Source organism: Streptomyces sp. Root431, assembly GCF_001426585.1.
Classification (GTDB): Bacteria; Actinomycetota; Actinomycetes; order Streptomycetales; family Streptomycetaceae; genus Streptomyces; species Streptomyces stackebrandtii.
On the sequence record NZ_LMEI01000006.1, the window covers coordinates 657,597 to 680,762 of the forward strand.

The window sequence follows — 23,166 nt, forward strand, 5'->3', positions numbered from 1 at the left end:
ATCTTCCTATGGATCAGGGCGTGCGGGCGGGCCGTCCCAGCACGGCGAGCAGGCCGTCGGTGTGCTCGCCCAGGCGCGGGGGAGCGCTGCGGTACGAGGGCGGGGTGGCCCCGAGCCGGATCGGGTTGACGACCTGACCGGGACCGGCCGCCCGCTCGGGGACCCGCGGGTCGAGCCCCAGCCGCTCGGCGAGGTCGAAGGCGGCCGCCAGGTCGTTGATGGGGCCGCAGGGCACGCCGGCGGCGGTGAGCTCCTCGAACCAGCCGTCGGCCGTACGCGTGCCGAGCGGCCCGGACAGCGCCGCGACCAGCTCCTCGCGGTGGGCGACCCGGGCCGTGTTGGTCGCGAAGCGCGGGTCATCGGCCAGCCCGGGCAGGCCGAGCCGCTCGCACAGGGTGCGGAACTGCCGGTCGGTGCCGACCGCGAGGACCAGCGGCCGGTCCCGCGCCTCGAAGACCTCGTACGGGGCGATGCTCGGGTGCCTGTTGCCCATCGCCCGCGGGACGACGCCCGCCCCCAGATGCGCGGCGGCCTGGTTGGTGAGCGCCGAGAGCAGCGAGGTCAGCAGCGAGACCTCGACGCGCTGGCCCTCGCCGGTGTGCTCGCGGTGCCGGAGGGCCGCGAGGATCCCGAGACCCGCGTGGAGGCCGGTGATGACGTCGACGAGGGCGACCCCCGCCTTGGTCCCCGGTCCGTCCGGCTCGCCCGTCACGCTCATGAGGCCGCCCATCGCCTGCACGAGCAGGTCGTAGCCGGGCAGCCGGGCCCCTTCGTCGGTGCCGAAGCCGGTCACCGAGCAGTACACGAGCCCGGGATTGCCCGCGCGCACGTCCTCGTACCCGAGGCCCAGCTTCTCCATCGTGCCCGGGCGGAAGTTCTCCACCAGGACGTCCGCGCGGTCGACGAGCGCGCGCGCCGTCGCCAGGTCCTCGGGGTCCGTCAGGTCGAGCGAGACGGAGCGCTTGTTCCGGTTCACCCCGAGGAAGTACGTAGCCTCGCCGCCGGCGAACGGCGGCCCCCACGCGCGGGTGTCGTCCCCGGAGCCGGGCCGCTCGATCTTGATGACGTCCGCGCCCAGGTCGGCGAGGAGCATCGTCATGTACGGCCCCGCGAGCACCCGGCCGAAGTCGGCGACGACGATCCCGGCCAGGGCGCCCGGCTGGTCTGTGTGCATTCCGCTCTCCCCGGCTGGCGATGCTGACGATGCTGGCGACTGGATCCGGTGGATCTGATGCGGACCGTACGGTCGGGCCACCGGATTTTCAATACTGGATCCAATATCCGATCTGCCGCTACGCTCGCCTCGCCGAGTTGCCACAGTCGCCAGTCGCCAGGAGGCCGTCCGTGAAGTCGTCGCCGTCCCCGAGCTCCACCCCCGTCCACCCCTTCGACCTGCTCGCCATCGACGGACTGCTCACCGACGAGGAGCGCGAGATCCGGCGGACCGTGCGCGCCGTCGCCGACCGCGAGCTGCGGCCGCACGTCGCCGGCTGGTTCGAGAAGGGCGAGATCCCGGCCCGCGAGCTCGCCCGCACCCTCGGCGGCATCGGCGTCCTGGGCATGCACCTGGAGGGGTACGGCTGCGCCGGCACCAACTCCGTCGCGTACGGCCTCGCCTGCCTGGAGCTGGAGGCCGTCGACTCCGGACTGCGCTCCCTCGTCTCGGTCCAGGGCTCCCTCGCCATGTACGCGATCTGGAAGTACGGCTCCGAGGAGCAGAAGCAGCGCTGGCTGCCGAAGATGGCGGCCGGCGAGTACATCGGCTGCTTCGGCCTCACCGAGCCCGACGCCGGCTCGGACCCCGGGGCGATGCGGACCAACGCCAAGCGCGACGGCTCGGACTGGATCCTCAACGGCACCAAGATGTGGATCACCAACGGCTCCGTCGCCGACGTCGCCGTCGTCTGGGCCCGCACGGAGGACGGTGTCCGCGGCTTCCTCGTCCCGGCGGGCACCCCCGGCTTCAGCGCCCCCGAGATCAAGATGAAGCTGTCGCTGCGGGCCAGCGTCACCAGCGAACTGGTCATGGAGGACGTGCGGCTACCCGCCGACGCCATGCTCCCCGAGGCCCGCGGCCTGTCCGGCCCGCTCGGCTGCCTCAACGAGGCCCGCTTCGGCATCGTCTTCGGCGCCCTCGGCGCCGCCCGCGACTGTCTGGAGACGGCGATCTCCTACGCCCGCGACCGCACCGTCTTCGCCCGCTCGCTCGCCTCCTACCAGCTGACGCAGCAGAAGCTCGCCGACATGGCCGTCGAGCTCGGCAAGGGCATGCTGCTCGCCCTCCACCTCGGCCGCCTCAAGGACGCGGGCGCGATCACGGCCGAGCAGATCAGCGTGGGCAAGCTGAACAACGTACGGGAGGCGATCGCGATCGCCCGCGAGTGCCGCACGATCCTCGGCGCCAACGGCATCACCCTGGAGTACCCGGTGCTGCGCCACGCCAACAACCTGGAGTCGGTCCTCACCTACGAGGGCACGAGCGAGGTCCACTCCCTGGTCATCGGCAAGGCGCTCACCGGCGAGCAGGCCTTCCGCTGACCCTTCCGGCCGGCGCCACGGGAAGCCTTGCGCTCAGCCCGCCGTCACCCGGTCGACGAAGGCGTCGAGATTGGCCGTCGTCCGTGCGATCAGCTCGTCGACGGTGAGGGACTCCTCGTGGCGCCGGCCGCGCAGCTTCGGCTGTCGCTTGCCCCGGACGTAGAGGGAGCAGGCGAGGTCGGCGCAGAGGTAGATGCCGACCGTGTTCCCCTCGCGGCCGCGGCTCCCGGCGAGCGGCGCCACGAGCAGGGTGACGCCCGAGGAGGCGTGCCCGGTCAGACAGACCTGGCACATGCTGGACTTCACGGCGCTGGTCCGGCCGGCGGCCGGGACCCGCAGGGACACCCCGACCGGCCCGTCCTCGCGGGGGACGACCAGGTGCGCGCGCAGTGGCGCGCCCGGATCGACCCATCCGAGGAAGTCCAGGTCCTGCCAGGGGAGTTCGGCGAAGTCGAGCGGCAGCTTCAGTCGTGCCGCCTCACCCTTCGTGCAGTTCACGAAGGACGAGCGGATCTCTTTGTCGGTCAATGGTTCCACTCGTTGGACCGTACACGGACCGCCGGTCGCGGGCACCCGAATATGCGGCGGCCACGGACCGGCGGTCTCAGGCCACCCAGTCCGGCAGCGCCGGGTCGGCGAACCGCCCCGGAGCCCCGTCGAGGGCCGCCGCGAGCCGCTCGGCCGCCGGCTCGTACACGTCCTCCGGCAGCGTGAAGGGAATCCGCAGCCGGTGCTCGTGCGTGCCCGGGTCCACCCCGAACCGGGCACCGCCCTCCACCCGCACCCCGTGCCGCAGGGCACGCGCCGCGACGGAGGAGGCCACCGGGCGGCCCAGGTCGATCCACAGGCACATCCCGCCCGGCGGCACCGTCCAGCGCCACTCGGGCACGTGCCGCGCCAGCGCCGTCGTCAGCGCCTCCCGGCGCCGCCGCAGCTCCTCCAGGCGCCGCGGCACGATGGTGTCGAGCCGGTCGAGCAGGGCGACCGCGACGAGCTGGTCGAGGACGGACCCCGACAGGTCGGCGGTGATCCGGACCCGCGCCAGCTCGGTCACGACCCGGGACGCGGCGCGGACCCAGCCGACCCGCAGCCCGCCCCAGCAGCTCTTGCTCAGCGAACCGACGGAGACGATCTGCTCGCCGTCGCCCCCGCCGGCCGTCGCGGCGAAGGGCAGGGGCGCGGGCACGTCCAGGGCGATGTCGGCGAGCGTCTCGTCCGCCACGAGCCACGTTCCGGTGGCCCGCGCGGCCCGCGCGAGCTCCCGGCGCTGCTCCTGCGGCATCAGGTGCCCGGTCGGATTGTGGAAGTCGGGGATCAGATAGGCCAGACGCGGCGCGGTCTGCCGCAGCGCGGCGTCGACGAGTCCGGTGTCCCAGCCGGTCTCGGTCACCGGCACGGGCGTGATGCGGAGCATGCGGCCACGCATCGCGTCGAGGGCGTTCGTGTACGAGGGGTTCTCGGCGAGCACCCGGTCGCCGGTTCGGCCGAGCAGCGTCAGGACCAGCGACAGCGCCTGCTGCGCGCCCGTGGTGACGAGGATCTGCTCGGGCCTGGTCGGCAGGCCACGGGCCGTGTACCGCTCCGCGATCGCCGCGCGCAGCACGGGCAGCCCGTACGGGTGGTAGCCCTGCGAGCCCGCGTAGCGCGGCAGCTCGGCGGCGGCCGAGGCCAGCGCCGCGGTCAGCTCGTCCGGGGCCTGCGGCGCGGCCAGGGCGAGGTCGATGGTGGCGCCCGCGTCGTCCTGGAAGGCGCCCAGCGGGGTCGGCGCCTGACCCTCCGGCAAGGCCGTCCACGTACCGGCGCCGCGACGGCTGTGCGCGTAACCGCTCTCCCGCAGCAGGTCGTACGCCCCGGTCACGGTCGTCCGGCTCACCGCGAGCACCGTCGCGAGCTCGCGCTCGGCCGGCAGCCGCAGGCGCAGCGCGACCCGCCCGTCGAGCAGCGCCTCGCGGACCGCCCGCGCGAGCTCCCGGTAGCCGAACCTGCCTTCGGCGGGCGGGGTGAGGAGCGACGCGAGCTGGCGGCCCGTCAGGGTCCGGTCCGCTGTGTGGACCACGCGTGCCACGGCCATGCCAATCACTCCTTATTGGCTCTGCTGTCCAGGCCAATAAGACTACAGACTCCTGTCCAGTGGCCTGGTGGCCACCTCACCACGGGAAAGGAGACGACCGATGTCCGGACACTTCACCGACCGCGACGAGCGGATGTGGCAACTGCGCGCCGAGGAGCGCACGGCGCGGCCCCTGCGGATCGGAGCCTGGCTCCGTGGCCTGCGCGCGGCCATACGGGGTGACGCGTCGTGAGCGAGCCGGTGAGCGGGCCGGTGAGCGAGCCGGTGGGCGAGTCGGTGGGCGGTCCCCTCGCCGAGGGGAGTGTGCGACGCGTCGTCGTCGGCGTGAGCGGCTCGCTCGCCTCGCTCGCGGCCCTGCGGTACGCGACGGCCCTCGCCCGCCGAGAGTCCGCACCGCTCCTCGCGGTGCTGGCCTGGGAACCGCCGGAAGGCGAGGCGCTGTACGCCCGGAGGCCCGACCGGGACTGGGCGCACCTCTGGGGCGAGGACGCCCGGAACCGGCTGCGGAGCGCCTTCGCCGACGCCCTCGGCGCCGCTCCCGAGGACCTCGCGGTGGAGCGGCGAATCGTCAGGGACACCCCCGCGGCCGCCCTCCGCGCGGCGGCCGACCGCCCCGGAGACCTCCTGGTCGTCGGCGCCGCGTCGCGCAGGGGCCGCCTCGCACGGCTGCGTCGCAGCCCGGTCCTGCGCGCGGTCCAGGGCCGCGCGGCCTGCCCGGTGCTGACCGTGCCGGGGCCGGTGCTGCGCCCGGGGGAGGCCCGCGTCCTGCGCAGGAACGCGCGTACCTCCGTACCGGGCGGAACCGGGACGGAGGCACGCGCGGACGGGGGTCGACGGGCCGAGAGGTCAGACGAAGGGCGCGGTACGCGGACCGGGAGCCGGGACTGAGCCCGTCCCCGCTACGGAAGGCGAATCCGCCAGGGACACCGACGGGGACCTGGGCGCGGACTGGCTCTGGGACTGGTTCGGCGGGAGCGACGGGGAGGAGGGCGAGACCAAGGACGCCGACTCGTCCGCCGGCGTGGTCGTCGTCAGATTCGCGGACTGGCTGTCGGAGGCCTGCCCCGACTCCGGACCGGTCGACTCGTCCGCCGGTGACGACTCGTCCGCCGGCGACGATTCCTCCGCCGGTGACGACTCGGGCGGCGACGATTCGCCGGACGGGCTCGTCGAGTCGGTCGGCGAGGACGGCGTGTCCGTCGGCGTCAGCGTCGAGGGGCACGGCGACGGCGTGATCCCGTCGACGGGCGCCGGGGTCTCCGTACCCGTCACCGTCACGCACGGCACCGGCGAGGACGGGGACGTGGACGCCGACGTCGACGGCGACACGGGCGGCGACGACGAGTGCGAAGGCGGCGGAGGCGGCGGCGGGGTGGGCTTGTCCTGCTTGCCGGTGTCGCCGTGCTTCCGCGCGAACCAGTCGTCGTCCTCGACGTCGTACACGACGAAGACGTTCACGACCGTCACCGAGGGGGCCACGACGACGACCCGGTTCGAGTTGTATCCCTGCCAGGGCTTTCCCGTCTCCCGCGGCGCCTTCTGGGCCACCGGCTCGGTCAGCGGATTGCCGCACGCGCAGCGGACTCGCGGCACGCCGCGGGCGTCGACCAGGACCGCGGTCCCGCTCTGGAGCACGGACTGGTACGTGGTGGCGGCGCCGTTCCGGAAGCCGTGGTTCGTCACCCGGGTGTCGACCCGGAGCTGAAGCGGGGTCAGGGAGCGGATGTAGCCCGGGACCTGGTTCGGCTTGATGCCGACGACCGAGGCGAAGGCCGCGTTCTTCGCCGGCTCGGCGGAGAGGTAGCGCACCTGCTGCTCGACGTCGCAGCTCGCGACCGACTGCGTCCCGCCGTAGAGGCCGGGCGCCGAGCCCGACACCCGTGGCGTGCCGGCCTGGGCCGACGTGGTGCGGGGCGGCAGCGAGGCGGGCGAGGAGGCGGGCGAGGAGGAACCGGTGCCGGTGCGGGCCGTCGACGGTGTGAACGGGTCGGGGCCGGACGCGGAGGCGTTCTGGAGGAAGACCTCGCCTCCGCCGGACGCCGTGTCGCTCTTGTCGTCGGACTGGTTGGTCAGGACGACGGCCAGCGCCGCGCCCGCCACGAGGATGGCGGTGATCGACGCGACCTTGGGGACGGACCTCCACCACGGGCGGTCACCGTCCTTGCCGGGGCCGCCGCCGGACGGGCCGCCGCCGGACGCGCCTCCTCCGCCGGACGAGCCACCGCCTCCGTAGCCGCCGCCGGAGGGCGGACCCGGGGGTGGTGGGGGACCGGCGGAGCCCGGGCGGGCGCCCGGCTCCGAGAGGGGGCCGGAGGGCGGGCCTGACGGCGGGATCGACGGAGGGCCTGACGGAGGGCCGGCCGGAGGGTCTGGCGGCGGGTGGGAAGTCACGTTTTTCCCTTTCTTCCGTTCCGCGCCATTGTGTGCGCGGAACGGCACCGCCCCGCAAGCGGAACTGCACCCACCCACAAATGGAACTGCACCCACCCGCAAGCGGAGGAGCACCACCCACCGGCGCAGCAGCACCCACCCGCGAGTGAGGTGCACCCACCCACCGGCGCAGCAGCACCCACCCGCGAGTGAGGAGCACCCACCCGCCGGTGCAGCAGCACCCGTTCCCAAGCGGGCGGGCGCCACCGGTACTAGCGTGGACAGCGTGAGCAGTCGGCTCTCCACCTCAGCGAGCCCCGCGACCCCGACCGGGCTCTTCGTACGCGTCGGCGTCCAGGCCCTGGCAGCGGTGTTCGCCGGGTACGTCGCGATGGGCGTCGTCGCCGGGCTCGGCCTCTGGGCCGCGGGCGCGGCCGACCTGCCGGGCGGCTTCACCGCCGTCCTCGCCGCGGTCGTCGTCATGGCGACGGGCGGCAAGGTCGACCTCTCCGGCGACGCGGGAGCCCTCGCCGGAACCCAGGCCGAACTGACCGCGATGCCCCTCACCGTCACCCTGGTGGGCGCACTCGTCACCGGCTTCTGCTTCCTCCGCCCCTTGCGCCACCACGCGGTCACGGGCACCCGCGAACTCCTGCTCCGCGCCGTGAGCACCGTCGTCCTCTGGCTGGCCGCCCTCGCGGGCCTCTCCGCCCTCGCCCGGCACGACTTCCCGCTCACGATCGGCGGGGACACCTCGTCGGACACTTCCGAGAACCCCCTCGCGGACCTCTTCGGCGAGCTCGTCGACGCCGTCAACCCCACCGTCGGCTTCCGCACCGACGTCGGCCCCACGCTCTTCTACGGGCTCCTGTGGATCCTCGGCGTGCTCGCCGTCGCCCTCCTCGTCTCCCGAAAGACCCCTCTGCCGCCCCGGCTCGTCCGCTATCACGAGCCCGTCCGGCCCGCCGCCCACGCGATGCTCCTGCTGGTCCTCGCGTACGTGGCCCTGGGCCTGGTCATCGGGATCGTCGTCGCGACCACCAAGGGCCATGTGGCGGAGACCCTCGCCGTCCTCCTGCTCGGTCTGCCCAACGTGTCCTGGCTCGCGCTCGGCGTGGGCATCGGCGGCTCGTGGGAGGGCAAGGCCGAGGGGCCGTTCGGCCTCCCCATGCCGCAGATCCTCGACGCCGTCCTCCGCGACGGCCAGGGCACGGACCTGTCCACGGTCGACCTGTCCTCGCTCGCCGCGGAGGACGCGAGGGCCTGGTGGCTGCTTCCCATCGCGGCCGTCCTGCTGCTCGGCGCCGCCTTCGCGGCGGCGGTCCGCTCCCCGGCCAGGACCCGGCTCTGGCAGCACTCCCTGCACCTGGGCATCGCCTTCGCCGTGACGATGCTGGTCATCACCCCCCTCACCCTGGTCCAGGCCCGCTTCGGCCTCTCGATCCTCGGCATCGGCGACCTCGAATCCCTGGGCGGCGAGGTGCTGCTGCGCCCGCACGTCTGGAAGACGGTCGGCTTCGCCCTCCTCTGGGGCCTGGTCTTCGGCTTCCTCGGCGGCCTCCTCGCCTCCCGCGTCCACCGCAAGGGCGAGGTCGAGGCCGAGAAGTAGTCCGGCCTCCTGAAGCCAGGAGGCCGGACTGTTCGTGAAGCCAGGAGGCCGGACTGTTCGTGAAGCCAGTAGGCCTGGCTGCTCGTGAAGCAGGGCTCCCTACAGCTCCCGGAAGACCGGTCGCGCCCAGGCCGGTGGCGCCGGGGGCGGTCTCAGCGGCCGGTGGCCCGAGCTCTCCCCGGGCGGCCTCGTCGTCCCCGTGCCCGGGGTGGCCAGCGCCGACCGGAGCTCCGCGACGAACTCCAGGCACGTCCCGTACCGCTCCTCGGGGGCCTTCGCCAGCGCCCTCGTGAAGACCGCGTCCGCCGCCTCGGGCAGCCCCGGACGCGCTTCGGAGAGCGGCGGCGGCGGATCGTACTGCTGCGCCCACAGCACCGCCCAGTCCGTGTCGCGGCGGAACGGCGGGGCGCCCGTCAGCGTCTCGAACACCACGCACGCCAGGCCGTAGACGTCGCACCGGCCGTCCACCGGCTTGCCCGAGATCTGCTCGGGCGCCACGTAGTCCAGGGTGCCGACGAACTCGCCCACCGTCGTGAACCCGGTCAGCGACAGGGACTTCTTCGTCAGCCCGAAGTCCGTGAGGTAGACGTGCTCGGGGTGGTCGCGGTCGGTTCCCTCGGCGACCAGGATGTTGCCGGGCTTCACGTCCCGGTGCACCAGGTCGTGCGCGTGCGCCGCGTCCAGGGCGGAGGCCACCTGTACGGCGATGCGGCCGGCCGTCTGGGGAGGCAGCGGCCCCTCGCGGGTGAGCAGCGCAGCCAGGTCCTGCCCCGCCACGTACCGCATCGCGATGAAGAGGACCCCCTCCGTCTCGCCGGCGTCGAAGACCGGCACGATGTGGGGGTGGTCGATGGAGGCGGCGACGCGCGACTCGTGTGCGAAGCGTTTGCGGAAGGTGTCGTTGCGGGCCAGCTCGGGCGCGAGGAGCTTCAGGGCCACCGTCCGGTCCAGCCGCAGGTCGCGCGCCCGGTACACGACGGCCATGCCCCCTCGCCCGATCTCGCTCTCCACCCGGTAGCCCGCGATCTCCTTGCCGAGGAGCCCGGAGGGCCGGCCGGCCGGGAGGTCGCCGTCCCGCTCGCCGCCGGCCATCAGCCCTCATCCGTCTCGTCCGGCGGCCGTTCCACGATCTGTGTCGGCGGCGGCCCGGCCGCCACCGCCGGGTCGACCTGCGGCACCACCTGAGTCGGCTCGTACGCGGGAGGCGCCCCCCGTGCCCGGTCGCCCGCCTTGCCGGCCCCTGCGGCCCCGGCAGCCCCGACGGACGCCGGGACCTCCTTCGTCCCGGGCCGATGCCCGTCCGCCGACGGCGGCTCGCCGTCCGGCGGCGTGCCGGCAGGCGTGTCGGCCAGGGGGGTGTCGACGGGGCGTGCCGCGGCCGAGGGGGCCGCGGCCGCCGCGTACGTGATCAGCCCGAGGCCGTCGCAGAACACCCAGCGCTCGTGCTCCGCGTCGTACAGCCACACCGACTCGCCGTCGACGACCATTCCCACCCGCAGGCCGCGGGTTCGCAGCCGGAACGCCTCGCCGTCCAGACGGCCCGCGCCCAGTTCCTCCGCCGCCCGCCGGTACCGGCCCAGCGCGTCCTCGGCGCGGGCGATCAGCGGCCGCGGATCGGCCGTCCTGGTGAGCGGCCGGCCCGCCGCCGGGGGATCGTCCGGCACCGCCACGAGCAGCCGCGCGTCCACCCACGCCGACCAGCCGTTGGAGCACAGCACCCGCCCCCAGTCCCCGGCCCGCTCCGTCAGCCGCACCGGCAGGAACGCGTCGAGGGGCGCCGTCGGCAGCCCCGGATCCGGGGCCTCCCAGGCGGAGAGGCCGTCGCGCGGCACGACGTGCGTGGGCCGGAAGTCCGGCACGTAGTCGGGTACGGGGACGTTCACGGGCCTACCTCCGCATCACGACCGGCTCGTGGCGGCGCAGCAGCCGCGCGACCACGACACCGAGGGCGAGACAGATCACGACCAGCATGCCCATGTCGAACAGCCAGGCGTCCAGCGTGTGGCGCATCAGCGGATCGTCGGTCTTGTCGCTCGGCGCGACCGTCCCGATGTCGATGGTCGCGCCCATCGCGGCGAACGCCCAGCGAGAGGGCACCAGCCAGGAGAGCTGCTCCAGGACGGGCGTGCCGCGCACCGTGAGCAGGGCGCCGCAGAACACCACCTGCACGATGGCGAGGAGGACGAGCAGCGGCATCGTCACCTCCTCCTTGCGGACCACGGCCGACACGAGGAGGCCGAGCATCATCGCGGTGAAGGCGAGGAGCGCGACGGCGAGCGTGATCTCGACGAGCGGGGGCAGCAGGACGCCCTTGTCGCCGGGCACGTTCAGCGGGACGCCGATCAGGGCCACCAGGGTCAGGACCACCGCCTGCACGACGGTGATCACGCCGAGGACCACCACCTTGGAGGCGAGATAGGCCGAGCGGGAGAGGCCGACGGCTCTCTCGCGCCGGTAGATCGTGCGTTCCTTGACCAGCTCGCGCACGGCGTTCGCCGCGCCCGTGAGGACTCCGCCCACACAGAGGATGAGCAGGACGTTCAGGGTCGATTCCGGGTTGAGACTGCCCTCGGACAGGGCGCGGGCCATCGCGCCCATCACGAAGGGCAGCGCGATCATGATCGCGAGGAAGGTGCGGTCGGCGGAGAGCGCGGCGGCGTACCGGCGCACGAGGGTCCGCAGCTGGGAGCCCCAGCTCTGCGCCTTCGGCGGCGGCGCGGGATCCGGTACGGGCCGCACGGCGGCGCCCGAGTCGCTGCTCTCCCCACCCTCGCCCCCGGTGGGCAGGAAGGGGCGGGCCGTCGCGTCCGTGACGTACCGGCGGTGGAAGCGGGACGACCGGTACTGCCCGGCCCAGTCGCGGTCCCGCTCGTTCTCGAAGGCTTCGAAGGCCTCCGGCCACTGCGTGTAGCCGAAGAAGTCGAGGGTGTCGGCGGGCGGCCCGTAGTAGGCCACCTTGCCGCCGGGGGCGAGGACGAGCAGCCGGTCGCAGACGTCGAGGCTGAGGACGCTGTGCGTGACGACGACGACCGTGCGCCCGTCGTCCGCGAGCCCGCGCAGCATGTGCATCACGGACCGGTCCATCCCCGGGTCGAGGCCGGAGGTCGGCTCGTCGAGGAAGAGCAGCGACGGCTTGGTGAGCAGTTCGAGGGCGACGCTCACCCGCTTGCGCTGGCCGCCGGAGAGACTGTGGATGGGCTGATCGGCCCGCTCCACGAGACCGAGCTCGCCGATCACCTCGTCCACCCGGGCCCGGCGCTCGGCCGGCGCCGTGTCCTCGGGGAAGCGCAGCTCGGCGGCGTAGCCGAGGGCGCGGCGGACGGTGAGCTGGAGGTGCAGGATGTCGTCCTGCGGCACGAGCCCGATGCGTTGGCGCAGCTCGGCGTAGTCCCGGTAGAGGTCACGGCCGTCGTAGAGCACGGTGCCGCGGTCGGCGGGGCGCTGACCGGTCAGCGCGCCCAGGAGCGTCGACTTTCCGGCGCCGGACGGCCCGACGACCGCGAGCAGGGATTTCTGGCCCACCGGGAACGACACCGCGTCGAGGAGGGTCTTGCGGCCGTGGTCGACGGTGACCGCGAGCTCCTGGACGTCGAGGGAGATCTCGCCGGTGTCGGTGAACTCGACGAGCTGCCCTCCGATCAGGCAGAACGCACACCGGCCGATGCCGACGATGTCGTCCGCCGTCACACGGGCGTCGACGACGCGCCGACCGTTGAGGAAGGTGCCGTTGTGGCTGCCGAGGTCGTGGATCGCGTACGTGCCGTCGGGCAGGGCCCGCAGCTCGGCGTGACGCCGGGAGACGATCAGGTCGGAGACGACCACGTCGTTGTCGGGCGCGCGGCCGATCCGGATGCTGTGGACGGGCAGGGGCCGCACGGAGGTCGGCTGCCGGAACGTGCCGGTGGCGTTGGGGTACGAGACGGAGGCAGGCCGGAGCGGCGCGGCGGCGACGGAGGCCGGGGCGGCGGCAGAGACGGGGGCAGGCGGCTCCTGGGACTCCTGGGACTCCTGGGGCACCGGGGGCTCCGGGGGGCGGGGCTCCTCGGGCTCCTGGGGCTCCTGGGGCTTCCGGGGTGGCGCTGCCGGGGGCGGAGGTGCCGGCGGCCGCGGCCGGGTCGCCGACGAGAGCACCGCACGCGGGCCGTCCTGCGGATGCCCGAACCGTACGACCGTCCCGGGGCCGACCTCCCGCGCTCCCGCCACCCGCAGGCCGTCCGCGAAGGTCCCGTTGGTACTGCCCTCGTCCGCCAGGTCCCAATGACCACCGACGGCGCGCAGCAGAGCGTGGTGCCAGGACGCCCGGGCGTCCGAGAGCACGACATCACTGGTCGGGTCGCGCCCGATGCGATAGACGCGGCTCGGGTTCATGAGCGTCGCGTCCCCGTCGATCTCGAGGACCAAGGCGGGCGCGGCGGGCACGACGGGCCGCTCTCCCATGCGTGAATCCTATCCGCCGACGCTGATCCCTGCCCGGGATGAAGGCGCCGGTAGGGTGGGCGCTTCCGCCGCCGACGCGGCGACCGACGAAGGAGGCCCACCCGTGCCGAAAGGTGTCACCAGGCGACGGCCCCGCACGCGCGCGGCCCTTCTGAAAGCCGCCCTGGAGGCCTTCGCCGAGCACGGTTTCCACGCGACGACGATCGAGCAGATCTGTGAGCGCGCGGGGTACACGCGGGGTGCGTACTACTCGAACTTCGCCAGCAAGGAGGAGCTCTTCCTCGCGCTCTTCGACGAGCACAGCGACCGGACCGTGCGACGGCTCGCCGACGCGATCGACGCGCTGACCGCCGAGGAGTACACGCTGGCGCGGCTGGCCGAGCTCGCCTCCCGGATCGAGCCGGACGAGCGGGACTGGTACCTGGTCACCACCGAGTTCACTCTGCACGCCATCCGCGACCGGCAGGCCGCGTGGGTGCTCGCGCGCCACGACGAGCGGCTGCGCGCCGAGATCGCCCGCGGCCTCACGCTCGTCCTGCGCCGCGCCGGGCGCGAACTCACCGTGGAGGCCGACCGGTTCGCCCGGCTCATCGTGGCCCTGCGCGAGGGCGGCCTCGCGCAGAGCTACGTCGAACCGGCGGCGCTGCCGCCCGGCAGCCTCGAACGTGAGTTCCTCGCACCGCTCCTGGAGGTCTCGACGCGCGAGATCCCCGCTCCCGGAGGTCAGCCGAACAGGTCCGGGTCGGACGCGGTGATCTGATCCCACAGGGGGCGCGCCTGGAACCAGCCCGCGAGGTGGCCCCCGATCTGGCCGCGGGTGAGGAGCGCCGTCTCCCGGTCGATCAGCTGCGGGGTGCCCGCCGCCATCGCGAGGAGCTGCGCCTGGCAGGAGCGCTCCATGGTCACGAACCACCACACGGCCTCGGCGACGGAGTGGCCGACCGTCAGAAGGCCGTGGTTCTTGAGGATGACGGCCTTGTGCTCGCCCAGGGCCTTCGCGACCCGCTCGCCCTCCTCGGTCTCGTTCACCACGCCGCGGTAGTCGTCGTAGATGCCGTGGTCCTCGAAGAAGGCGCACGCGTCCTGCGTGATCGGGTCCAGCGGGATGCCGAGGCTGGAGAACGCCTTGCCGTGCAGGGAGTGCGAGTGCGCGGCGGCGACGGCGTCGGGCCGGGCGGCGTGGACGCGCGAGTGGATGACGAACGCGGCCCGGTTCACGGGCCTGCGCCCTTCGAGGACGGTCCCCTCGTGGTCCACGAGGATCAGGTCCGAGGCCTTGATCTGACTGAAGCTCATCCCGAACGGGTTGACCCAGAAGGCGTTCGGGTCGCCGGGATCGCGGACGGTGATGTGCCCGGCGACCCCCTCGGAGAATCCGAACCTCCCGAAGATCCGGAACCCGGCGGCGAGCTGCTCCTTGCGGTACGCGCGCTCCTCCTCGACGGTGTCGAAGGCGGGCGGCAGCGGCAGGACGACCCCGTCGGGCAGCGGCCCGACGGCGGCGGCGAGCGCGGGCGGCACGGTGCTCATGGCGGCTCCTCGGTGAGGGGGTGGGGCACGGCGCGCCAAAAGATACAGAGATGTATCCGATACGACAATGGATCACTTCGGCTCGTGCAGGACGAGCTGCGCGTGGGTGGGCCGCGTCATGCGGTCGGCGCCCCGAAGCGGGCCAGGTAGTGCCACACCTTCTTCACGCCCTGGGGGTCGTGGTCCCCGGAAGCGGCCGCCTCCTGCACGATCCGCGGGTCCAGGACCCCGTCGACGGCGATCCGGGCGCCCAGCTCGACGTACTCCGGTCCCCGGAACCCGGGATACCGCCGCAGCTCCTCGACGGGCAGTCGGAACCCGCCGTGCCACTCGACGGCACACGGCAGCAGCCTGGCCGCCGCCTCCACCGCCGTGCCCCGGTGGCTCGGGTCCAGGACCAGTGCCTCCACGTCGCGTCCGATCACGACGGGCCCGTGGATGTGCGCCTCGACGTAGTCGTCGAGCAGGTCCCGTCCGTCGGCCTCGGCCATGGCGACCAGCCGCATGCGGGAGGCGACGCCGAAGTCCGTGGGCTCCAGATGACTGTCCGGATAGCAGAACGAGGCCCGCTCCACGACCGGTGCCGCCAGCCGCAGATGGGCGGAGCCGAAGCGGGGAGCGGCGCCGAAGGGGCGGTTGCGGAAGTCCAGCGCCCCGTAGACCGGCCGCCTGTGCGGGGGAGCCGCGTCGTAGGCCCCGCCGAATAACCGGCTCTCCCAGCGCCAGCGGTCCCCGCCGGGCCGGGCGGTGAGGCCGGCATTGCTCGTGCCGGTCACGAACTGGGAGCGGTAGACGCCGTCGACCGCGAGCAGGTCGAGGAAGTGCGGGTGGAAGTTGATCGTGACCCGCAGGGCCGGGTCGAGCGGATCGCCGGTGGAGCGGCCGGCCACATGGGCGAGCGCCTGGACTGCGTGGTCGTGAAGGGGTGTCATCGGGGCAGCATGCCCGCGCGGCGGGGCTTGCGGGGAGGGGGCGGCGCTGGCTACGGTCGGGGTGAGGAGTGTAGAAAGCGCTTTCTATCCGTCTTCTCGGGGCCGGCCTCGTCCCTCCCCCGCCCCTCCGCCGAACCGCAACCCCAGGAGTCCACCGCGTGCCCACCGCCGACGTGCTGATCTACACCCGCACCACCGGGTACCGCCACGACTCGATCCCCGCCGGCGCCGCCGCCCTCGCCGGGATCGCCCGCGAGCAGGGCTGGGGGGCCGAGATCACGGAGGACCCGGAAGCCTTCACGCCCGGACGGCTCGCCCGGTGCGCCGCCGTCGTGCTGCTCTCCACCACCGGCACCGTCCTGACGCCCGAGGGGCGCGCCGCCTTCGCCGCGTACCTCCGGGACGGCGGCGCCCTCCTCGCCGTCCACGCGGCGGCCAACGCCGAGCCGGACTGGCCCTTCTACGGCGAGCTCCTCGGCACCCGCTTCGACGGCCACCCGGAGATCCAGCCGGGCACCGTGCTCGTCGAGGACCCCGCCCATCCGGCGACGGCTCCGCTCCCGGAGAGCTGGGCCTGGACCGACGAGTGGTACAACTTCACCTCCAACCCGCGAGGGGCGGGCGTGCGGGTCCTCGCGCGGGCCGACGAGACCTCGTACAGCGGCGGTACTCTCGGCGACGACCATCCGCTGGTGTGGTGCCGGGGGGTGGACCGGGGGCGCGTCTTCTTCACCGCGCTGGGGCACTCCTCGGAGGCGTACGACGACCCGGCCTTCCGCGCCCACATCTCGGGCGCACTGTCCTGGCTGACCGCCTGACCGCCTGACCGCCTGACCGCACGTCCTCGCGGCGGTCAGGCGGTCACCCCACCGCCCCGCCCCTGTTGCGCCGTCGCGTCCGGCGCGGGAGGTTGCCGGTGGGGGCCGATGGCAGGAGGAGAGACGTCATGGGCATCGCCACGGTGAACCCCGCGACGGGTGAGACGCTGCGCACCTACGAGGCCCACGGGCCCGAGGAGGTCGAGCGGCGCATCGCCGCCGCGCACGAGGCGTACCGCCAGTACCGCACCACGTCCTTTGCCGAGCGCGCCCGCCTGATGCGGGCCGCCGCGACCCTCCTCGACGAGGACGTCGAGGACATCGCCCGGACCATGACGGTCGAGATGGGCAAGCCGATCGCCGCCGCCCGCGCCGAGGCCGCCAAGTGCGCCAAGGCCATGCGCTGGTACGCCCGCAACGCCGAGGAGCTGCTCGCCGACGAGCACCCGGCCGAGAGCGACGTCCAGGACTCCGGCGCCGACCTGGCCCGCGTCCACTACCGGCCCCTCGGCCCGATCCTCGCCGTCATGCCGTGGAACTTCCCGCTCTGGCAGGTGATCCGCTTCGCCGCGCCCGCCCTCATGGCGGGCAACACCGGTCTCCTCAAGCACGCGTCGAACGTGCCGAGGACCGCCCTCTACCTCGGCGACCTGTTCCGCCGCGCCGGATACCCGGACGGCTGCTTCCAGACGCTCCTCATCGGCTCGCGCGACGTCGAGGCCGTCCTCCGGGACCCCCGGGTCGTGGCCGCCACCCTCACCGGCAGCGAACCCGCCGGCCGGGCCGTCGCCGCCGTCGCGGGCGACGAGGTGAAGAAGACCGTCCTGGAGCTGGGCGGCAGCGACCCGTACATCGTCATGCCCTCCGCCGACATCGTGCGGGCGGTGAAGACCGCCGTCACCGCGCGCGTGCAGAACAACGGCCAGTCCTGCATCGCCGCCAAGCGGTTCATCGTCCACCACGACGTCTACGACGACTTCGCCGAGCGCTTCGCCGCCGCCATGAACGCCCTCACCGTGGGCGACCCCCTCGACGAGTCCACCGACGTCGGCCCCCTCGCCACCGAGCAGGGCCGCACCGACCTGGAGGCCCTCGTCGACGACGCCGTACACCGGGGCGCGGTCGTCCTGTGCGGCGGCGGTCGCCCGGAAGCCGAGGGGCTGCGGCGGGGCTGGTACTACCGGCCGACCGTGCTCACCGGCATCACCCCCGAGATGCGGATCCACCAGGAGGAGACCTTCGGCCCCGTCGCCACCGTCTACCCGGTGCAGGACATCGAGGAGGCCGTGGCCGTCGCCAACGACTCCCCGTTCGGGCTCAGTTCGAACGTCTGGACCCGCAAGGACGAGGACATCGCCTTCTTCGTGCGCGACCTGGAGGCCGGCGGGGTGTTCGTCAACGGCATGACGGCCTCCCACCCGGCGCTCCCCTTCGGCGGGATCAAGCGCTCCGGCTACGGCCGCGAACTCTCCGGCCACGGCATCCGCGAGTTCTGCAACGCGACCACGGTCTGGCAGCGCGCCTGACCGGCCTCGCACCCGGCGTGGGACCCGGCGTGGGACCCGGGGCGCGGGTCGTCACCCGGGTCAGGCCCGCGTCCACGCCAACAGCCGTTCCGCCGGCCAGGTGTTGATCACCCGGTCCTCCGGTACGCCGCACTCCTCGGCCCGCGCGCAGCCGAGGATCTGCCACTCCAGCTGACCCGGCGCGTGCGCGTCCGTGTCGATCGCGAAGTACGCGCCCGAGGCCACCGCGGTCCGCAGCAGCGCGCGCGGCGGATCGAGGCGCTCCGGGCGGCTGTTGATCTCGACCGCCGTGCCGGCCTCGGCGCACGCCGCGAAGACCCGTTCCGCGTCGAACTCCGAGGCGGGCCGCAGCCGTCCGCCCGCCACGAGCCGGCCCGTGCAGTGCCCGAGCACGTCCACGAGCGGGTCGCGGACGGCCCGTTCGAGCCGGCGGGTCATCGTGCGCGCGTCCATCCGCAGCTTCGAGTGCACCGACGCGACCACCACGTCGAGCCGTTCGAGCAGCTCCGGTTCCTGGTCGAGCGAGCCGTCCTCCAGGATGTCGCACTCGATTCCGGTGAGAAGCCGGAAGGGCGCCCACTCCTCGTTCAGCCGTGCCACTACGTCCAGTTGCTCCCGCAGCCGCTCGGGCGAGAGGCCCCGCGCGACCGTGAGTCGCGGCGAGTGATCCGTGAGGACCGCCCACTCGTGCCCGAGCCCCGCCGCCGCACGCCCCATGGACTCGATCGTGGCGCCGCCGTCGGACCAGTCGGAATGGAGGTGGCAGTCGCCGCGCAGGGCCGCCCGGAGCGCCTCGCCGCCGCTCGTGGGTTCCCCGGTCCGCAGCGACTCCTCCAGCTCCGTCTCGAGCCCCGCCAGGTACTCCGGCACCCGGCCGTTTAGTGCCTCCCGCACCACGGCCGCCGTCTTCGGCCCGAGCCCCTTCACCGACTCCAGGGTGCCCGCAGCCGCCAGCCGGGCCGCCTCGCCCTCCGGCAGGGCGTCGACGGCGGCGGAGGCCGTGCGGAACGCCCGCGCCCGGTACCCCGGCGCCTGCGCGCGCTCCAGCAGGAACGCGATCCGGTTCAGAGCGGCCACGGGGTCCACGGCATCCTCCTCCTCAGACCGGCCACGGGGTCCACAGCGTCCTCCTCACCCACCGCCCGGGACGGCGTCGGCCGCCACCGGCGCCGGCTCGATCTCGCACCAGACCGCCTTGCCCTCGCCGCGCGGCTCGACCCCCCACCGGGACGCGAGCGCGTCGAGCAGGAGCAGCCCCCGCCCCGAGGTGGCCGCCTCGCCGGGGGTACGCCGCCGGGGCCAGGCGCTCGACCGGTCCTGCACCGAGAGCCGTACGCGCCGCACGGGCTCGGGCAGCACCTCCAGGGTCAGCACCGCGCCGCCCTCGGTGTGCAGCAGGACGTTGACGAGCAGCTCACCCGTCAACAGCTCGGCGTCGTCGGCCAGTTCGGGCAGACCCCAGTCGCGCAGCGCCTGCGTCACGGCGGCCCGCGCGTCCGAGAGGCCCTGCGGGTCGGCCTGGTGGATGTACTGGTGGATCCGCGGCGCCCGGGGCGTGCCCGGGTCCGGGCTCCGCCGCAGCACGAGCAGCGCCACGTCGTCGCCGGAACCCCACCGCTCCCACAGCCGCTCCGAGAGGTGGTCGGCGAGCGCCTCCGCCTGCGGCGGGCCGCTGCCGATCGCCTCGGAAAGGGCGTCGAGACCCGCGTCGATGTCGGAACCGGGCTGCTCCACGAGCCCGTCCGTGCACAGCACAAGCGTCTCCCCGGGCACCAGGTCGAGGCGCGTCTCCGGGAACTCCTCGTCGCCGAACACGGTCGCGAGCCCCAGCGGCAGCCCGCCCCGCAGTTTGGGCTGCCCGACCCGCCCGTCGGTGTGCCGGATCAGCGGCCCGAGGTGCCCGGCCCGTACGGCGCGCAGGGCGCCGCTCGCCAGGTCCACCTGCGCGTAGGTGCAGGTCGCGAAGCGGTTGGTGTCCAGTTCGGCGAGGAAGCGCGAGGCCCGGGCCAGCACCGTCGACGGGGCGTGGCCCTCGCCGGCGTACGCCCGCAGCGCGATCCGCAACTGGCCCATGATGGCGGCCGCGTGCGTGTCGTGGCCCTGCACGTCGCCGACGACGATCCCGACCCGGCCGCGGGGCAGCGGGATCACGTCGTACCAGTCGCCGCCGACCTGCCGTCCGCTCCACGCCGCGTGATAGCGCACGGCGATCTCGCCGCCGGTGATCGCCGGGATCCTGCGCGGCAGCATCGTCGCCTGGAGCCCCGTCGCGAGCTCCCGCTCCTCGTCGAAGAGGATGGCCCGCTGGAGAGACTGGGCGACGATCGCCGCGAGACCGAGCGCGAGGTTCCGCTCGTCGGCGTTGAAGGACGAACGGCCCCGGTAGAACAGCGCCATGCCGCCCAGGGAGCGGGCCTGCGCCACCAGGGGCAGGTAGCAGGCGGACTTGAACCGCAGCCGCGAGAGGTACGGCGCCAGTTCGGGGAAGTCCCGGCCGAGCGACTGGAAAGAGGAGACGAACCGCGGCCGGCCGGTCAGCACCGTCTCGGCCAGGGGGAGGCCCCCGTCGAGCCGCCGGCTGCGGAAGTCGTTCAGGGCGTCGAGGGACTCGCCGCTGAGCGCGATCACGTTCAGCGAACCGTTCTCGACGAGCCCGAGTGCCAGCCCTTCCGCGCCGAGCCGGGCGAGCCCGCCGGGGCCGGTCAGGGCGGCGGTCACGTCGTCCACGGTCACCGCGCGCGACAGCGCGTTCGTGGTCCGCTCGACGATGCTCGTCTGCACCTCGCGCCGCTTCTCCAGCTCCTGCACGAAGGCGGAGTGCGTGACCTCGGCGGTCGTGTCCCTGACGACGCCGACGATCCGCTGGGCCCTGCCGTCCGGCTTGCGCAGGATCCGCGCCTGCACGTGTGTCCAGTGGGGTGCACCCTCGTCCTGCGGGATCGGGAAGTGCGCGGTGTACGACACCGAGCCGCCCTTGACCGCCTCCCGCACGATGTCTTCCAGCCGGGTCCGCTCCTCGGGCGCCAGGCGCGCGACAAGCGTCGCCGGGCGCCCGTCGTAGGTGTCCGGGGCCAGCCCGAAGACCAGCAGCCCGGACTCGTCGACATCGATCGTGCCGGTGTCGAGATCCCAGTCGAAACTGCCGGTCCGGTTCATGGCGAGCCGTTCGGCGGGCCCGATCTCGCCATTGCGCGTCAGCCGGTCGTCATCGCTCATCCCCCCCATTGTCGAACCCGCACCCCGTGGACGCCATGGCGATGACACGGCGTGGCGCAAGTTCGCCCCGACGGTCGAGGCACCGGAGGCCGCCACCGGCGGGGCAGAATGGGCCGGTGCAGCCGTCCTACCGCGTTCTCGGTCCCTGTCAGGCGCTCCGTACCGACGGGACGGAGGCCGTACTGGGCGGTGCCAGGCTCCGGGCCCTGCTCACCGCACTCGCCGCCGGAGGTACCGGGGGAGCGGGGCGGCCGATGAGCGCCGAAGCGCTGATCGCCCAGGTGTGGGCCGACGACGACCCGGCCGCCGACCAGGACCGGACGGCCGCGCTCCAGGCCCTCGTGGGCCGTCTGCGCCGGGCCCTCGGACACGAGGCGATCGTTTCCGCCCCCGGTGGCGGCTACCTGCTTGCAGCCGACCAGGACGCCGTCGACCTGCACCTTTTCGAGCGGCTCGCCGCCGAGGGTTCGGCCGCCCTCTCCGTCGGCGACGCCGTACGGGCCGCGGCCCGTCTCGACGAGGCCCTCGGCCTGTGGCGCGGCCCCGCCCTGGCCGACCTCCCCGGCCGGGACGCCGACCCCCTCGTCGTACGGCTCGAACAGTGGCACACGCGAGCCCGCCGCGACCGGTTCGCCGCCGACCTGGCCCTGGGGCGGGCCGCGGACGTCCTCGCGCCGCTCGCCGCCCTCGCCGCCGGGCACCCGCTCGACGAGCCCGTTCAGGCCTTGCGGATCCGCGCCCTGCGGGCCGCCGGACGTCCTGCGGAGGCCCTCGCGGCGTACGAGGAGGTACGTGCGGACCTCGCCGACCGGCTGGGCACGGACCCGGGGCCCGAACTGCGCGCCCTGCACGCCGAACTCCTCGGCACACCCCGGCCCGCACCCACGCCCGGACGTCTGCCGGCCCGGCTGACCTCGTTCATCGGCCGGGACGGCGAACTGGGCGCGCTCGCCGCCGGGTGGGCCGACCGGCGGCTCGTCACCCTCACCGGACCCGGCGGCGTCGGCAAGACCCGGCTCGCCCTGGAGGCGGCCGAGACCTTCGAGGGCGGACCGGTGCACGTCGCCGAACTCGCCTCCGTACGGGAGGAGTCCTCGGTCGCCGCGGCCGTCCTCAGCGCGCTCGGGGCCCGTGAGACCCAGCTCTGGAACGGTCCGGCCGTCGCCGAGGCGACCGGACCGAAGGACGCGCTCGCCCACCTCGTCGAGTACTGCTCCGGGCGGCGGATGCTCCTCGTCCTCGACAACTGCGAGCACGTGATCGGCGCGGCGGCGGAACTCGCGCAGACCCTCCTCACGCGCTGCCCGGGTGTGACGGTCCTGGCGACGAGCCGGGAGCCGTTGGGGGTGCCGGGGGAGGTGCTGAGTCCGTTGGGGCCGTTGCCGGTGGGGATGGCGTTGCGGTTGTTGGGGGAGCGGGGTGCGGCGGCGCGGCCGGGTTTCCGGGTGGGGGACGATCCGGAGGCGGCGGAGGAGGTGTGCCGTCGGCTCGACGGTTTGCCGTTGGCGATCNTTGCGGTTGTGGGGGGAGCGGGGTGCGGCGGCGCGGCCGGGTTTCCGGGTGGGGGACGATCCGGAGGCGGCGGAGGAGGTGTGCCGTCGGCTCGACGGTTTGCCGTTGGCGATCGAGCTGGCGGCGGCGCGGTTGCGGATGCTGTCGGTGCGGCAGATCGCGGACCGTCTCGACGATCGTTTCCGGTTGCTGACGTCGGGGGCGCGGACGGTGTTGCCGCGGCAGCAGACGTTGCGGGCGGTGGTGGACTGGTCGTGGGAGTTGCTGGACGAGGGTGAGCGGGCGGTGYTGCGGCGGCTCGCGGTGTTCACGGGCGGGTGCGATCTSGCGGCGGCGGAGACGGTCTGCGCGGACGGYGCGCATAGGGATGTCCTGGACGTCCTGGGTGCTCTTGTCGACAAGTCGCTCGTGGTGGCCGGTCCGGCTGCGGACGGCCGGGGGATGCGGTTCCGGCTCCTGGAGACGGTGGCGGAGTACGCGGGGGAGCGGCTGGACGAGGCCGGTGAGCGGGCGGCGACGGAGCGGCGGCATCTCGCGTACTACCGCGAGCTGGCCCGTCGTACCGACCCCGAGCTCCGCGGCTCCGGACAGGTCGCCGCCATCGCCC

Annotated in this window: 19 protein-coding genes and 1 pseudogene; 9 read left to right on the top strand and 11 right to left on the bottom strand. The window is 73.9% G+C overall.

What is annotated here, in order from left to right; genetic code table 11:
- Window positions 1–13 precede the first annotated feature (13 nt).
- Window positions 14–1,174, bottom strand: a complete 1,161-nt coding sequence (locus ASC82_RS07245; RefSeq protein ID WP_056643174.1) for a CoA transferase — start codon at window positions 1,172–1,174, stop codon at window positions 14–16.
- A gap of 170 nt (window positions 1,175–1,344) precedes the next feature.
- On the opposite strand from ASC82_RS07245, the gene ASC82_RS07250 reads away from it, so the two are divergent.
- A complete protein-coding gene (locus ASC82_RS07250) occupies window positions 1,345–2,538 on the top strand; it encodes an acyl-CoA dehydrogenase family protein (RefSeq protein ID WP_056643177.1) in 1,194 nt (397 codons plus the stop codon).
- A 33-nt stretch (window positions 2,539–2,571) separates the two neighbouring features.
- Here the strand turns inward: ASC82_RS07250 and ASC82_RS07255 are convergent, their stop codons facing one another.
- Both ASC82_RS07255 and ASC82_RS07260 read right to left on the bottom strand, forming a co-directional pair.
- A complete protein-coding gene (locus ASC82_RS07255; protein ID WP_056643180.1) occupies window positions 2,572–3,075 on the bottom strand; it encodes an FBP domain-containing protein in 504 nt (167 codons plus the stop codon).
- Between the two features lie 67 nt (window positions 3,076–3,142).
- Complete coding sequence (locus tag ASC82_RS07260) at window positions 3,143–4,609, bottom strand: PLP-dependent aminotransferase family protein (protein WP_056643183.1); 1,467 nt, start codon at window positions 4,607–4,609, stop codon at window positions 3,143–3,145.
- Window positions 4,610–4,709: 100 nt separating this feature from the next.
- On the opposite strand from ASC82_RS07260, the gene ASC82_RS31345 reads away from it, so the two are divergent.
- Both ASC82_RS31345 and ASC82_RS07265 read left to right on the top strand, forming a co-directional pair.
- Window positions 4,710–4,841: a hypothetical protein gene (locus ASC82_RS31345; RefSeq protein WP_277914777.1), complete on the top strand. Its 132-nt coding sequence runs from the start codon at window positions 4,710–4,712 to the stop codon at window positions 4,839–4,841.
- Entirely contained in the window at window positions 4,838–5,497 is a 660-nt protein-coding gene (locus tag ASC82_RS07265) for a universal stress protein (RefSeq protein ID WP_157863451.1), read from the top strand. Before ASC82_RS31345 ends, ASC82_RS07265 begins: the two co-directional genes overlap by 4 nt.
- Here the strand turns inward: ASC82_RS07265 and ASC82_RS07270 are convergent.
- Window positions 5,456–6,709 (bottom strand): DUF6777 domain-containing protein, encoded by a 1,254-nt coding sequence (locus ASC82_RS07270; protein ID WP_107105842.1) that lies wholly within the window; start codon window positions 6,707–6,709, stop codon window positions 5,456–5,458. The two genes, ASC82_RS07265 and ASC82_RS07270, sit on opposite strands and share 42 nt — an antisense overlap.
- Window positions 6,710–7,256: 547 nt before the next feature.
- On the opposite strand from ASC82_RS07270, the gene ASC82_RS07275 reads away from it, so the two are divergent.
- Window positions 7,257–8,588 (top strand): streptophobe family protein, encoded by a 1,332-nt coding sequence (locus ASC82_RS07275; RefSeq protein WP_199862481.1) that lies wholly within the window; start codon window positions 7,257–7,259, stop codon window positions 8,586–8,588.
- 99 nt (window positions 8,589–8,687) lie between these two features.
- Here the strand turns inward: ASC82_RS07275 and ASC82_RS07280 are convergent, their stop codons facing one another.
- The 3 genes from ASC82_RS07280 to ASC82_RS07290 are packed head-to-tail and all read right to left on the bottom strand — an operon-like array spanning window position 8,688 to window position 13,025.
- Complete coding sequence (locus ASC82_RS07280) at window positions 8,688–9,680, bottom strand: serine/threonine-protein kinase (protein ID WP_056643186.1); 993 nt, start codon at window positions 9,678–9,680, stop codon at window positions 8,688–8,690.
- The gene (locus ASC82_RS07285) at window positions 9,680–10,471 is read right to left on the bottom strand and encodes a hypothetical protein (protein ID WP_056643189.1); all 792 of its coding nucleotides are present in this window, start codon (window positions 10,469–10,471) and stop codon (window positions 9,680–9,682) included. The genes ASC82_RS07280 and ASC82_RS07285 overlap by 1 nt, the downstream gene beginning before the upstream one ends.
- A 4-nt stretch (window positions 10,472–10,475) precedes the next feature.
- Window positions 10,476–13,025 carry an FHA domain-containing protein gene (locus tag ASC82_RS07290; protein WP_056643192.1) on the bottom strand — a complete coding sequence of 850 codons (2,550 nt, stop codon included), beginning with the start codon at window positions 13,023–13,025 and terminating at the stop codon, window positions 10,476–10,478.
- 103 nt (window positions 13,026–13,128) lie between these two features.
- Here ASC82_RS07290 and ASC82_RS07295 point away from each other — a divergent pair, with 103 nt between their 5' ends.
- Window positions 13,129–13,785: a TetR/AcrR family transcriptional regulator gene (locus ASC82_RS07295; protein WP_056643195.1), complete on the top strand. Its 657-nt coding sequence runs from the start codon at window positions 13,129–13,131 to the stop codon at window positions 13,783–13,785.
- Here the strand turns inward: ASC82_RS07295 and ASC82_RS07300 are convergent.
- Both ASC82_RS07300 and ASC82_RS07305 read right to left on the bottom strand, forming a co-directional pair.
- On the bottom strand, window positions 13,749–14,555 hold the full coding sequence (locus ASC82_RS07300; protein WP_056643198.1) for a class II aldolase/adducin family protein: 807 nt from the start codon (window positions 14,553–14,555) through the stop codon (window positions 13,749–13,751). The two genes, ASC82_RS07295 and ASC82_RS07300, sit on opposite strands and share 37 nt — an antisense overlap.
- Before the next feature lie 116 nt (window positions 14,556–14,671).
- Complete coding sequence (locus tag ASC82_RS07305) at window positions 14,672–15,487, bottom strand: DUF3626 domain-containing protein (protein WP_056643199.1); 816 nt, start codon at window positions 15,485–15,487, stop codon at window positions 14,672–14,674.
- Between the two features lie 158 nt (window positions 15,488–15,645).
- Between ASC82_RS07305 and ASC82_RS07310 the strand changes: the two genes are divergently transcribed.
- The gene (locus tag ASC82_RS07310; protein ID WP_056643202.1) at window positions 15,646–16,305 is read left to right on the top strand and encodes a ThuA domain-containing protein; all 660 of its coding nucleotides are present in this window, start codon (window positions 15,646–15,648) and stop codon (window positions 16,303–16,305) included.
- 128 nt (window positions 16,306–16,433) lie between these two features.
- Window positions 16,434–17,831, top strand: coding sequence for an NADP-dependent succinic semialdehyde dehydrogenase (locus ASC82_RS07315; protein ID WP_056643205.1), 1,398 nt, complete (start codon window positions 16,434–16,436; stop codon window positions 17,829–17,831).
- Window positions 17,832–17,891: 60 nt separating this feature from the next.
- On the opposite strand, the gene ASC82_RS07320 is transcribed toward ASC82_RS07315, so the two are convergent.
- Together ASC82_RS07320 and ASC82_RS07325 are read right to left on the bottom strand one after the other, a co-directional pair.
- The gene (locus ASC82_RS07320) at window positions 17,892–18,917 is read right to left on the bottom strand and encodes a PHP domain-containing protein (protein ID WP_056643208.1); all 1,026 of its coding nucleotides are present in this window, start codon (window positions 18,915–18,917) and stop codon (window positions 17,892–17,894) included.
- A 45-nt stretch (window positions 18,918–18,962) separates the two neighbouring features.
- The gene (locus ASC82_RS07325) at window positions 18,963–21,047 is read right to left on the bottom strand and encodes a SpoIIE family protein phosphatase (RefSeq protein WP_056643212.1); all 2,085 of its coding nucleotides are present in this window, start codon (window positions 21,045–21,047) and stop codon (window positions 18,963–18,965) included.
- A gap of 254 nt (window positions 21,048–21,301) precedes the next feature.
- On the opposite strand from ASC82_RS07325, the gene ASC82_RS07330 reads away from it, so the two are divergent.
- Window positions 21,302–22,558, top strand: a 1,257-nt coding sequence (locus ASC82_RS07330; RefSeq protein ID WP_242427592.1) for a BTAD domain-containing putative transcriptional regulator, incomplete at its 3' end; no start/stop codon positions are given.
- 106 nt (window positions 22,559–22,664) lie between these two features.
- A pseudogene (locus ASC82_RS07335) lies at window positions 22,665–23,166 on the top strand (AfsR family transcriptional regulator); the annotation flags it as partial.